This is a genomic window from Humibacillus xanthopallidus (genome assembly GCF_006716675.1).
Taxonomy (GTDB): domain Bacteria; phylum Actinomycetota; class Actinomycetes; order Actinomycetales; family Dermatophilaceae; genus Humibacillus; species Humibacillus xanthopallidus_B.
In genome coordinates, this window is sequence record NZ_VFPM01000001.1 from 1,592,195 (window position 1) to 1,604,497 (window position 12,303).

At 71.6% G+C, this 12,303-nt stretch carries 10 protein-coding genes; 5 read left to right on the plus strand and 5 right to left on the minus strand.

Features of this window, described 5'->3' with window-relative positions; all coding sequences use genetic code 11:
• Window positions 1-95: 95 nt before the first annotated feature.
• Complete coding sequence (locus FBY41_RS06980; protein ID WP_260439598.1) at window positions 96-2,078, minus strand: N-acetylmuramoyl-L-alanine amidase; 1,983 nt, start codon at window positions 2,076-2,078, stop codon at window positions 96-98.
• A gap of 294 nt (window positions 2,079-2,372) precedes the next feature.
• Between FBY41_RS06980 and FBY41_RS06985 the strand changes: the two genes are divergently transcribed.
• Window positions 2,373-2,969: a hypothetical protein gene (locus tag FBY41_RS06985; RefSeq protein WP_141842588.1), complete on the plus strand. Its 597-nt coding sequence runs from the start codon at window positions 2,373-2,375 to the stop codon at window positions 2,967-2,969.
• Window positions 2,970-3,086: 117 nt separating this feature from the next.
• Here the strand turns inward: FBY41_RS06985 and FBY41_RS06990 are convergent, their stop codons facing one another.
• Together FBY41_RS06990 and mobA are read right to left on the minus strand one after the other, a co-directional pair.
• Window positions 3,087-5,147: a M4 family metallopeptidase gene (locus FBY41_RS06990; RefSeq protein WP_141842589.1), complete on the minus strand. Its 2,061-nt coding sequence runs from the start codon at window positions 5,145-5,147 to the stop codon at window positions 3,087-3,089.
• Window positions 5,148-5,360: 213 nt separating this feature from the next.
• Window positions 5,361-5,981, minus strand: a complete 621-nt coding sequence (gene mobA, locus FBY41_RS06995) for a molybdenum cofactor guanylyltransferase (protein WP_221629215.1) — start codon at window positions 5,979-5,981, stop codon at window positions 5,361-5,363.
• A gap of 25 nt (window positions 5,982-6,006) precedes the next feature.
• Between mobA and fdhD the strand changes: the two genes are divergently transcribed.
• Window positions 6,007-6,855: a formate dehydrogenase accessory sulfurtransferase FdhD gene (gene fdhD, locus FBY41_RS07000; RefSeq protein WP_141842591.1), complete on the plus strand. Its 849-nt coding sequence runs from the start codon at window positions 6,007-6,009 to the stop codon at window positions 6,853-6,855.
• A gap of 14 nt (window positions 6,856-6,869) precedes the next feature.
• Window positions 6,870-7,208, plus strand: a complete 339-nt coding sequence (locus FBY41_RS07005) for a YciI family protein (RefSeq protein ID WP_141842592.1) — start codon at window positions 6,870-6,872, stop codon at window positions 7,206-7,208.
• Window positions 7,209-7,359: 151 nt separating this feature from the next.
• Here the strand turns inward: FBY41_RS07005 and FBY41_RS07010 are convergent, their stop codons facing one another.
• Together FBY41_RS07010 and FBY41_RS07015 are read right to left on the minus strand one after the other, a co-directional pair.
• Complete coding sequence (locus tag FBY41_RS07010) at window positions 7,360-8,997, minus strand: ABC-F family ATP-binding cassette domain-containing protein (RefSeq protein ID WP_141842593.1); 1,638 nt, start codon at window positions 8,995-8,997, stop codon at window positions 7,360-7,362.
• 53 nt (window positions 8,998-9,050) lie between these two features.
• Window positions 9,051-10,256, minus strand: a complete 1,206-nt coding sequence (locus FBY41_RS07015; RefSeq protein WP_141842594.1) for a molybdopterin molybdotransferase MoeA — start codon at window positions 10,254-10,256, stop codon at window positions 9,051-9,053.
• Between the two features lie 75 nt (window positions 10,257-10,331).
• Between FBY41_RS07015 and FBY41_RS07020 the strand changes: the two genes are divergently transcribed.
• Window positions 10,332-11,678, plus strand: coding sequence for a glycoside hydrolase family 1 protein (locus FBY41_RS07020; RefSeq protein WP_141842595.1), 1,347 nt, complete (start codon window positions 10,332-10,334; stop codon window positions 11,676-11,678).
• Window positions 11,679-11,760: 82 nt separating this feature from the next.
• Window positions 11,761-12,198 (plus strand): DUF3237 domain-containing protein, encoded by a 438-nt coding sequence (locus FBY41_RS07025; protein ID WP_141842596.1) that lies wholly within the window; start codon window positions 11,761-11,763, stop codon window positions 12,196-12,198.
• Window positions 12,199-12,303: the final 105 nt, after the last annotated feature.

A 12,303-nucleotide genomic window follows, 5' to 3' on the forward strand; every position in this document is an offset into this window, starting at 1 on the left:
CGAGTGCCCAATTTCCGACCCCGTATGCGCGTCGAGAAGTGAGCACTCGACCAGTCCTTTCGCGTCGAGTGCTCACTTCCTGACCATCGGTGGCGCTACTTCGCCGTCATGACCTCCACGTCGGCCGCGCGGACGAAGGCGAAGCGGTGGCCGAGCGAGATCTGGTAGTAGCGGTCCTGCCCCACCACGTCGACGTGGTCGTTCGGTGTGTCGAGCGAGAACGTCGTCGCACGGTAGTAGTTCGTCGGGACGGTGAGGTCGCCGACGGCATACCGCTGACCCGGCGTGAACGCATACTGCAGCGGTGCGAGCGGCTGGACGGGGATGCCGGCCGGGTAGGCCGACGCCTCGGGGTAGGCCCGCCCATAGACGGGAACCTTGGCCAGGCCCGCCTTGGGCACGACGTAGGAGCCCTCGACCGGGATGGCCGTCGGGTCACTCGCCGGGTTGTGGAACCAGCCCTTGACCCCGTTGAACCAGATGGCGGTCCAGTCACCCTGGCGCTCGGCCACGGCGAAGGTCAGGCCCGCCTGGGCGCGGGCGCCGATGTCAGAGACGCGGGTCGTGGCCGGCGCACCGTTCGGGCGCAGCGCGATGTCGTTGATGTAGGGCGCGTCCGTCGACGGCGCCTGGTGCAGGTAGACGAAGTTCGTGCCCTGCGGCTCGCACGGCGCCCCCGCGGTCGTGCACGAGGTCAGCGGCTGGATGTTGTCGTCGAAGCCGGGCACGATGCGCACGAGGTCGACGGCGCCGTCGGCGGCGTGCGCGTTGAGCGGCGCGCCGAGCAGCTGGAAGTAGCGCTCCCAGTTCCAGTAGGGGCCCGGGTCCCAGTGCATCCCCGCGACGTTGGCGGGCGTGACGCCCGGGATCTGGTCGTGGCCGAAGATGTGCTGCATGTCGAGCGGGATGTCGTACTTCCGCGCGAGGTACTTCACGAGTCGCGCCGACGAGCGGTACATCGACTCGCTGAACCACTGCGCACCGGTCGCCGCGAAGCCCTCGTGCTCGAGACCGATCGAGTGGCTGTTGACGTACCAGTTGCCCGCGTGCCAGCCCACGTCCTGCGGCTCGAGGTGCTGCGCGATGTGCCCGTCCGACGAGCGCAGCGAGTACTGCCACGAGAGGTAGGTCGGGTCGGTGACGAGCTTGAGGGTCGTGTCGTAGCTCGCCTCGGTGTTGTGGATGACGATGTTCGTGATCTTCGGCGACGACGGCCGGCTCGCGAGGTCGTGGTTGCCGTAGTCCGACGGGTCGGGTCCGAGCTTCTCGTAGGGCGCCGGCACCCACTCGCAGTCCAGCCCGGGCGGGCAGTCGACGGGGCCCCGGTTGTTCTTCTTCACGAGACCGAGTCTGCCGAGTTGGCTCTTGTCGGGGCTCACCCGGGCCGGGAGGAGCGAGACGTCCTTGCCGTCGACCGTGCGGCGGGCCGCGCCGCTCGCGATGACCGCGAAGGTGTCGTCGGCGAACGCCGCGGCGACGTCCTCCTGCGCGGACCCCGAGGACTCGGCGACGGCGGCGTACCACGCGTCCGGGCTCGTCGTCGCGCCCACGGGCAGGCCGAGGGTCCGCTGCTCGGCGGCCAGCACCGCGGCGCCGCCGCGGATGTTGGCGAGCTCGTCGGTGCGCAGCGCGTCCTTGTCGAGGCCGGTGAGGGTCGCGGCGCGCGACAGCGTGTCGGCCGCCGGCGCACCGGCGCCTGCAGCCGGCGCGGTCGGGCCGCCGAGGCCCTTGGCCTCCGACGCGGAGCCCAGGCTCGCGTCGACGAGGTGCATCGGGCCGTAACCGCCCGACGTGCTGTGGCCGGGGTTGAAGTCCCACCGGGTCTGCGCGTAGGAGACGGCCTCGAGCACCGGCTGCGGCACCCCGAACTCGACCGACGCTGCGGCGAAGGCACGTTCGCGGCTGCCCGCGTCGCTGCCGACGCTCGTCGCCTGCGCCTGGGCCGACGGCCCGGCTGTCAGCGCGAGACCGCCGATGACCGCGGCTGCTGCGACGAGCGCCGCCATCGAGCGCCTGCGGGTCCGCCCCCGCAGGGGCGACGAGATGTCGGCGGAGGTGGCGACGGAGTCACTCGCCACCCCGCTCCGGGTTCGGTCGAACTGGTCGTGGGGTATCACTCGGTGGTCCCTTTCGTATGCCGGATGGATGGTGTGCGTCGCGATCCTGCGACCCGCTCCACCCGGTCGAGCCAACACCCAGACCCCGAGGCCTGCCACTTGAGATCTTCACCGAAGTGTTGTCACCCTTCCCGCCTGTCCCACGTGCACCACCGGGCAGATGGGCGCAAGATGGACAGCATGTGGCGCGCAAGCGTGTGCGCAGGGGTGGCCGTCACTGCACTCCTGCTCGGGGGGTGCAGTGTCACTGCGTCCGTGAACGGGGTCGAGGCGACGACCCGTACCCTGCCGTCCGGCGGCGGGTCCACCGATGACCCTGCGGGCAGCTCCGGCTCCGGCATCGACGCCGGCAACGACATCGACCGGGCGGGCGGTGACGGCGGCGTGGGCAGCGGCCCCGACGAGCCGGGCCCGAAGTTCCCCATGACCCTGCGACGCACCGGTGGGATCGCGGGCTTCGACGACCGGGTCGTCGTCGAGATCAGCGGCCGGGTCGTCGTCAACACCCGCCTCGTCCACGACCGCACCTGCACCCTGACGACGCCTCAGCGCCTGCAGCTGATGGACGCCCTCACCGCCCTGCGGGCGACGCCCGTCCAGTCCGGCGACGTCACGTCCGACGGCACGGCGACGATCCCGCCGTCCGACGACGCCGAGAGCGACCCCATCACCCTCTCGGTGACCGACGACCTCGCCCGGTCCTTCGACCTCACCGACTCCTCGCTCGGCGGGGTCTCCGACGTCATCGGCGCCGTCGTCACCGACGTGACGCTCACGACGCCGGCCAGCGCCAGATGCACGACGCCGACGGCGACCGCGACGACGTCGACCGGCGTCACCGCCGCGGGCTGACCCAGCCCACGCAGCCAGGACGGCAACGGCCGGTATGCCGCCGAGGGAGCGGGCGGCATACCGGCCGTCAGTCTGTGGTGCTGTGGGTGACGCAGCTGACGCGGGTGACGCGAGCGATCAGAAGTTGGTCGCGGCGTCGTCGAAGACGAAGCTCGTCTGGAGCGACGAGTCCTCCGTGGCGGCGAACTTCAGCGTGACGTTCGTGCCCTTGTAGGCGGTGAGGTCGACGCTCACCTGGAAGTACGAGGCCTTGGGCGTCGACAGGTTGGAGTAGCTCTTCACCGTCGTGCCGTTGAGCGAGACCGTCGCCTTGTCGTAGGCCGACGAGGTCGTCGTCTCGGCCGTGTCGATGCGGACCCAGTAGGTGAGCGTCGGCGACGTGGCCGTCGACGGCACCGCGAAGGTCTGCGACTCGCTCTCGGAGGCCGTCGTGCCGTTGCCGCCGAGCCAGAGCTTCCACGAACCGCTGTGGGCCGGGCGGCCCGTGTTGTTCGTGATCGGGCCCGAGGTGCCGGTCCAGCCGGTCTGGCCGGCCTCGAAGCCACCGTTCGTCAGCGACCCACCGGTGGGCGGCGGGGTCGTGCCGCCGCACGTCTCGGTGCTCGCGGGCGCCGAGATGGCCGCCATCGCCTTGTCGACCGCGGTGCACTCGGCCGAGCCAGCACCGTAGAGGTCCTTCGCCGCCTTGATGACGCCCGTGCGGGCAGCGGCGTAGTTGCTCGAGGACGTGAGGTACGTCGACAGCGTGCGGTACCAGATCTTCTCGACCTTGAGGTGACCGATGCCGGTGACGGTCGAGGCGTTGCACGTCGGGCTGTTGTAGCTGACGCCGTTGATCGTCTTGGCGCCAGAGCCCTCCGAGGCGAGGTAGTACCAGTGGTTGAGCGGGCCGCTCGAGTAGTGCGGGTCGAGGCCGCCGAGCGAGCTGCTCCAGCAGTCCTTCGACGAGCCGTCCTTGCTCGGCTTGTCCATGTAGCGCAGCGGCGTGCCGTTGCCGTTGAGGTTGATCTCCTCGCCGATGAGGTAGTCGGGGACGTCGCTCGGGTTGTTGGTGTACCACTCGACGGCCGTGCCGAAGATGTCGGACGTCGACTCGTTGAGGCCACCCGCGTCGCCGGAGTAGGCGAGGCCGGCGGTGTTCTCGGTGACGCCGTGGCTCATCTCGTGGCCGGCGACGTCGAGCTCGACGAGCGGGGCGGCGTTGCCCGCGCCGTCGCCGTAGGTCATCTGCGTGCCGTCCCAGAAGGCGTTGACGTAGTTCTGGCCGTAGTGGACACGGCTGCGGGCGCCGGTGCCGTTGTTCCAGATGCCGGCGCGGCCGAGCTGGGTGTTGTAGTAGTCGTAGGTCTTGCCGGCGCCGTAGTGCGCGTCGACGGCGGCCGACTGGCGGCTGCTCTGCGAGCCGTTGCCCCAGACGTCGTCGGCGTCGGTGAACGTCGTGCCCGTGCCGGAGGTCGCCTGGTTGAGGTCGGTCGCGTAGTTGCCGTGCGTGTCGCGCATCGTGTAGCTGCCGCTGCTGCCCGAGGTGGCGAGCGACACGGTGCCGACGAAGATGCCGTTGCCGGTGCCCTCCTTGATGTCGTCCCAGCTCGTCAGCGTCTTGCCCGTCACGGCGTCGACGATCGTGTGCAGCCGGGTCGGCGTCTGGTCGGCCTTGATGCCCTCGGTGACGACCTCGTAGGCGAGGGTCGGCGCCTTGGCGCCCTGGTAGACGACGAGCTCACCGGCCGTCGACTTCTCGTTGTTCGCCGTCGCGGCCGCGAGGCCGGCCTGCTGGGCCGTGCTCTTGGAGATCTTCGGCGTCATCGTGGCCGGGGTGACGCTCTTGCGGATGTTCCACGTCACGCTCTCGACGGCGCCGGAGGCGTCGCGGTGCGAGACGAGGTCGCCCCCGACGACGCGCAGCCCGTCGACGGTGCGCTCGTAGCGCACGTGCGTCGCGCCGTTCGGGTCGGTGATGACGGACTTCACGGTCAGTTGCTCGCCGGAGGCGAGGCCGAGGGCCTTGGCGGAGCTGGCCGCCTTGGACTGCTCGACGGTCTTGAGGCTCTGTGACTCCGGCGCGGGGCCCTTGTCCCCCGACGCCGCGGAGGCCGCGCCCGCCGGGATCGCCGGCGAGATGGCCAGCGCGAGGGCCAGCAGGCCCCCGGTCGCGAGCCCAGACTTCAATCGCTTCACTGATTGCTCCTGTCGACATGCGGCGTCCGCCGCTGGTGGAGTCCGCCGTCTCAGGTGATGAGACTCACGATGGGGACGGCTGACAGTCGCAGGAGCCCGAAATGTCGGTCAACGTCCCTTACCAACTCTTTGCCAAATGCGGGCCGAACTCGGAGTAACGCTTGGGCACAAGGAGATTCGCGGCAGGGGCCGGCTTGGCCGATCTCCCAGCCTTCAGGTGGGTGATCCCTCCCCGGCGACGCGTTCGCGCGCCTGCACGAGGTCGTCCGGGGTGTCGACGTCGTCGGCGACGCCGTCGGTGTCAGCGACCTCGGCGGGCCGCAGGCCGGCGGCGAGGTCGCGCATGCTGCGTCCCGACGGGTCGCCCAGGCGGTCGAGCGCGGCGGCGAGCGCCGTGCGTGGCCAGGCCGAGCAGAGCCAGTTGCGCCGTCCGGTCGGGTCGACGGTGACGGCGCCCCCGGTCGCGCCCGCAGCGCCGGTCATCGCGGCGCTCGCCAGGCGGTCGAGGTGCCCGGAGGTGACGAAGGGCAGGTCGGCCGCGAGCACGACGACGACGTCGGTCTCCCCCGGCAGGTGCCGCACTCCCGCGGCGATCGCGGCCACCGGCCCCCCTCCGGGCGGGTCCTCCACGAGCACCGGTATGCCGCCCGGCACGTCGTCGCCTCGCCCGACGACGAGCACGGGGCGGGGTCGCGCAGCCTCGAGCACGCGCACCACCATCGGGAGGTCGCCGACCTCGAGCGACGGCTTGTGGCTGCCCATGCGTCGCGAAGCGCCACCGGTGAGCACGAGGACGCTCACGGCATACGGCAGGACGGGTGGGCTCGGCTCCACGAGGGGAGTCTGGCACGCTGGGCTCATGGGACGAGTGACGGTGCGGCGCAAGGTCACGACGATCGACGTCGCGACCGGCGCGAGCGCGACCCGCCCGGACACCCTGACGGTGGAGGAGCCGCTCGAGCTGCGCGTCAACGGCAGTCCGCTCACGGTGACGATGCGCACGCCCGGTCACGACATCGAGCTCGTCCACGGCTTCCTGCTCAGTGAGGGCATCATCCGGTCGGCCGAGGACATCGCACTGGCGCGCTACTGCGAGGGCGCTGTCGTGTCGGGCGAGAGCGGCTTCGACGAGAACACCTACAACGTCATCGACGTGACCCTCGCCGCGGGGGTCACACCTCCTGCGGCATCGGCGACCCGGTCCTTCTTCACGAGCTCCTCGTGCGGCGTCTGCGGCAAGGCGAGCATCGAGCAGCTGCGGGCGCAGTCGGCCTTCGACGTGAGGGCGGACCGGATGGAGATAGCCGCCAAGGTCGTCGCCGAGCTGCCGGATGCGCTGAGGGGCGAGCAGCGGGCCTTCGAGAAGACGGGCGGGCTGCACGCCGCAGGCCTCTTCACCGCCGACGGCGAGGCGCTCGTCGTGCGCGAGGACGTCGGTCGGCACAACGCCGTCGACAAGGTTGTCGGGTGGGCGCTGCAGAACGGCAGGGTGCCCGGGGTCGGGTGCGTGCTCGTCGTGTCGAGTCGGGCGTCGTTCGAGCTGACCCAAAAGGCGATCATGGCCGGAATCCCTTGTCTGGCAGCCGTTTCGGCGCCCTCTTCGCTCGCCGTCGAGTGTGCTGAGGATGCCGGGATGACACTGATGGGTTTTGTGCGAGGCACCCGCCTCAACGTCTATGCCGGCGCGCACCGCGTCACGACCACCTGACCGGAAGGACCACCGTGGCCATCTTCGCGATCCACTACACCTACCCCGACGACGTCACCGAGATGCTGACGATCCGGCCGGAGCACCGCGAGTGGCTCACGGGCCTGCCCGGCCTGCTCGTCGGCGGGATGTACCAGGAGGGCATCGACGAGATCAGCGAGGGTGAGCCGACCGACCAGGAGCCGCGCAACGCCGCCCTCGTCGTCGTGTCGGGTGAGTCGCTCGCCGAGGTGACCGAGACCTTCGACCAGGACCCCTACTGGCAGGGCGGCTACGTGCTGCGCCGCGTCGTGCGGCGCTGGGACCCGCCGCTCGGTCCGTGGGTGGCCGACGAGACCCAGTCACCCGGCTGAGGCGCTGCCTACCGGGCTGAAGCGCTGACGACTGGGAGGGCGGACCGCCACCATCGGCCGTATGCCGCCGGGCTGAGCGTGCCGCGGCAGCTGCCTGAGCGTTCGTGGCGGTCCGTCGGCACACCGGCGGCGGTCCCGCAGCCGCCTCCGGTCACAGGCGGGTGACCTGGCCGCCCTCGACGTGCCACCGCTCGTCGAGCCGGACGTTCTCGAGCAGGCGCCGGTCGTGCGATACGAGCAGCAGCGCTCCGTCGTAGGAGTCGAGGGCCTGCTCGAGCTGCTCGATGGCCGGCAGGTCGAGGTGGTTCGTCGGCTCGTCGAGCACGAGCAGGTTGACGCCCCGCGCCTGCAGCAGGGCAATCGCGGCTCTCGTGCGCTCACCCGGTGAGAGCCGCCCGACCGCACTGCCGACCTGGTCGGCCTTGAGCCCGAACTTCGCGAGCAGCGTCCGACGCTCGGCCGGGGCGAGGTCGGGCACCGCCTCGCCGAAGGCATCGCCGAGGGGCAGGTCCTCGCGCAGCCCGGTGCGCGCCTGGTCGATCTCGCCGACGGCGACGCTGGCACCGAGCGAGGCACTCCCTGCATCCGGCTCCAGCCGCCCGAGCAGCAGCGACAGGAGCGTCGACTTCCCGGCCCCGTTCGGGCCGGTGATGCCGATGCGCCGACGCGCCTCGACCTGAAGCGACGCCGGGCCGAAGGTCCAGTCCCCGCGCCGCACGACCGCCTCGTTGAGGGTCGCGACGACCGAGCTCGACCGCGGCGCAGCGCCGATCGAGAACTGCAGCACCCACTCCTTGCGCGGCTCGGCGACCTCGTCGAGCCGGGCGATGCGCGACTCCATCTGCCGCACCTTGCGGGCCTGCTTCTCCGACGAGTCGATGCTCGCGGCGCGGCGGATCTTGTCGTTGTCGGGGCTCTTCTTCATGGCGTTGCGCACGCCCTTGGACGACCACTCCCGCTGCGTGCGGGCCCGCGCCTCGAGATCGGCCTTCGTGCCGGCATACGCCTCGTACGCCTCGCGCGCGTGCCGGCGCGCGACCTCGCGCTCCTCGAGGTAGGACTCGTAGCCGCCGTCGTGCACCGAGACGGCGTTCTGGGCGAGGTCGAGCTCGACGATGCGGGTGACGCAGCGGGCGAGGAACTCCCGGTCGTGCGACACGAGAACGACGCCGCCGCGCTGGCCGTGGACGAACGCCTCGAGCCGGTCGAGCCCCGCGAGGTCGAGGTCGTTGGTGGGCTCGTCGAGCAGCACGAGGTCGAAGCGGCTGAGCAGCAGGGCCGCGAGCGCGGCCCGCGCCGCCTGGCCGCCCGAGAGCGAGGTCATGAGCGCGTCGGGCCCGACGTCGAGCCCGAGCTCCGCGAGCATGGGCGGGACGCGGTCGTCGAGGTCGGGCGCACCGCTCGCGAGCCAGTGGTCGAGCGCGACGGCATACGTCTCGTCGGCCCGCGGGTCGTCGCCGCCGAGCGCCGCGGCCGCGTCCTCCATAGCGAGCATCGCGGCGGTCGCTCCCGTGCGCCTCCCGATGTGGTCGGCCACCGTCTCGCCGGGCACCCGCTCGTGCTCCTGCGGCAGCCACCCGATGAAGGCGTCGGACGGCGCCGTCGTCACGGTGCCGGCGAGCGGCTCGTCCACCCCGGCGAGCAGCCGCAGCAGGGTCGACTTGCCCGCGCCGTTGGCGCCGACGACCCCGACGACGTCGCCCGGGGCGACGGTGAGGTCGAGGTGCTCGAAGAGAGTCCGGTGGGCGTGGCCCCCGGCGAGGTCCTTGGCCACGAGGGTCGCGCTCACGGGGCAAGCCTAGGTGTGCCGGCGGGCGCTCTCCGACACACGCTCGGCCGCGGTCACAGCAGGTGCACGGTGACGACGTCGCCGTCGATGAGCTGGTCGACGCCCTCGGGCACCTCGATGAGGCAGTTCGCGGCGGCGAGGGCCGTCAGGTGGCGCGCGTCCGGCGCCGAGACGGTGCCGTCGTCGTGCAGCACGCTCGTGACGAACTGGACGCGTCCCGCTCGCGTGCGTCTCGACTTGCCGCGGTATGCCGCCTGGCCGGGTCGCGCGGGCGGTGCGCCGTGGCGTCGGTCGAGTCCCGGCCGGACGAGGACCTCGAAGGCGACGAACGCCCCGACCGGGGTGCCGGGCAGGCAGATCACCGGGGTCGAGCCGTAGCGACCGAGCCCCTGGGGGCCCCCGGGCTGCATCGCGAGGTGGACGAAGTCGAAGGTCGGCAGCGGCTCGCAGACCTGGCGGACGACCTCGTAGGCCCCGGCACTGACGCCTCCCGTCGTGACGACGAGGTCGATGTCGGGGTCGCGGTCGAGGTCGTGGAGCAGCGCTCGCAGCTCGGGGGGCTCGTCGGAGCAGACCTCGGCGCGGCGCACGTCGCACCCGGCGGCCTGCGCCAGGGCGGCGATCATGTCGGAGTTGGACTCGTGGATCCCGCCGGCGCCGGGGTCGGCGTCGGGCGGCGCCAGCTCGGCGCCGGTGGCGACGACGGCCACCCGCGTGGCCACCTGGACCTCCACGACCGTGCAGCCGGCGGAGCGACCGAGCGCGATGAGAGCCGGGGTCGTCGCGGATCCCCTTGCGGCAAGAACGGATCCGGCCGTGACATCTTCGCCCCGAGGCCGCACGTGCTGTCCGGGAGTCGGGTCGGCATCGATGGTGACCCGTTCGGGTGCGGGCCCGGTCGGGCTGGCATCAGTGCGCTCCACGGGCACGACGGCGACCGTGCCCTCGGGCACCCGGGCGCCGGTCATCACCCTCGCTGCCTCACCCGGCGCGAGGGCAAAGCGTGGAGCGGACCCCGCGGGCACGTCCCCGACCACCGGATAGGCGCGCTGGTCCGGCGATCCCGGGCACACGGCATACCCGTCCATGGCGCTGTTGTCGAAGCGCGGCAGGTCGTCGGCGGCGACGAGGTCGGCTGCGAGCCGGCGTCCTGCGGCGTGGCGGTCGAGGGCGACGCGCTCCGTCGCACCTGCACCCAGCAGGTCGGCGATGGCGGCACGATGCTCCGCGACCGACCGGTGTCCTCCAGCTGCGCTCACGGTCGCCAGTCTGCCGCACCCGTGCGGGGTAGCGCCTCGCGCCCCACGGCGGGGGACGCCGACTAGCGTGAGCTCATGGCCACCGATGACGCGTTCCGCCTCGACGGGATGCTGCTCGGTGTCGCGAGCGCGGCGACCCAGATCGAGGGCGGCGACGTCGAGAGCAACTGGAGCGACTGGGGGAGCCGCCCGGGCACCATCGCCGACGGCTCCACCCCCGCTCGCGCCACCGACCACTGGCGGCGGTGGCGGGAGGACACCGAGCTGATGGCCTCGCTGGGCGTGCAGATCTACCGCCTCAGCGTCGAGTGGGCGCGACTCGAGCCGCAGCCCGGACAGTGGGACGACGCGGCCTTCCGGCGCTATCGCGCCGAGCTGGAGCTCCTGCGCACCAAGGGAATCCGCCCCCTCGTGACGCTGCACCACTTCAGCCACCCGCTGTGGTTCGAGCGTGACGGAGGGTGGCTCGCTCCCGGCGCCCTCTGGGTCTGGGAGCGCTTCGTCGCCGAGGTCGTGACGCGGCTCGGCGACCTCGTCTCGGAGTGGGTGACGATCAACGAGCCCAATGTCTACGTCACCGGCGCCTACGTCTTCGGCCACTTCCCGCCCGGGCACCGCAGCCTGCGCGAGGGGATGCGCGTCTACAGCGTCCTCGCGGCTGCCCACCTCCGCGCCTACACCCTCATCCACGCCCTGCAGCCCGGACCCGGCACGATGGTCGGGGTCGCCCACCACCTGCGGCCGTTCCGACCGGGCAACCCGCGCAACCCGTGGCACCGCGCGCTGACGCCGGCCATGCGCCACCTCTTCCAGGGGGCCATCGTGCGGGCCATGACGACAGGGGAGTTCACGTTCCCGCTACGGCGGCCGGCTGGCATACCTGCTCCGCCCGCGGGCTCCGGTGAGGGCCACGCCCTCTACGCCGACTTCTTCGGGCTCAACTACTACTCCCGCACGACGGTCACGCGCTTCGACGACGGCACCCCGCCGGGTGTCCCCGTCAACGACCTCGGATGGGAGGTGTATGCCGCCGGGCTCGGCGAGATGGCCCGCTGGGCTTGGGAGATCTACCGCCTGCCCGTCTGGGTCACCGAGAACGGCACGTGCGATGCTGTCGATGCCTTCCGGTCGCGCTACCTCTGGGAGCACCTGTCGGTGCTGAGCGAGGCTCGGGCACAAGGGATTCCGGTCGAGCGCTACTACCACTGGTGCTTCGTCGACAACTGGGAGTGGAACGAGGGCGAGGGCCCGCGTTTCGGCCTCGTCGCCCTCGACTACGAGACGCAGGAGCGCACCGTGCGCGACTCGGGGCGCTTCTTCGCCGAGGTGATCCGCGCGGGCGGCGGTACGCCGGAGCTACACGCCAAATACGTTGCAGGACAGGAGTATCCGGTGAGCGAGCAGGCCACGCACCCTCGCTGAGCGCACTCATCTCCCCCGACGAGCACACGGGCCGCCGACACCGGCGTACCGTCGAAGGATCGGACGATCCGAGGAGGTCAGGGTGCGACTCAACCATCTCTGCGATGCCTACTGGACCTACGAGCTGCTGCAGGAGGTCGCGGCCGGGTCCGGACGCGACGGCCGGATCTACGGGCAGGGCACGGGCACGCTGACCGGACGCCTCTCGGGCACCGCCACGTGGTCGAACTTCCCACGCATCCGCGAGGGCTACGCGTCACCGGATGCCCGCGGCGTCATCGAGGTCGACGACGGGGTCGTCCTCTTCACGCTGACGGGGCTCTCGTCGCTGGCCGACGGGCGCGGTGTCCACGTCCTCACCTTCCAGACCGACGCGGCGTCGCACCTCTGGCTCAACGACGTCATCGCCGTCGGCGAGGGCAGCATCGACACGGAGCAGCACCGGCTCGCGATGCGTTACTACGAGTGCGAGGTCGAGCTGCCCCTGGCCGACCTCCCCGACCTCAGGCGCCATCCGTAGCTCCTGGGACGGTGTGCCCGGGACGGAGTGCCCGGGACGGAGTGCCCCGCCGGAGTGCCCACGAGACGGTCACTCAGCGTCGGCGCCCGCGCACCTCACGGCATA

Excerpts from the sequence above, each read along its gene's own strand:
- fdhD (WP_141842591.1), top strand. The coding sequence starts at position 6,007 with ATGGGACGAGTGACGGTGCGGCGCAAGGTCACGACGATCGACGTCGCG.
- FBY41_RS07020 (WP_141842595.1), top strand. The coding sequence starts at position 10,332 with ATGGCCACCGATGACGCGTTCCGCCTCGACGGGATGCTGCTCGGTGTC.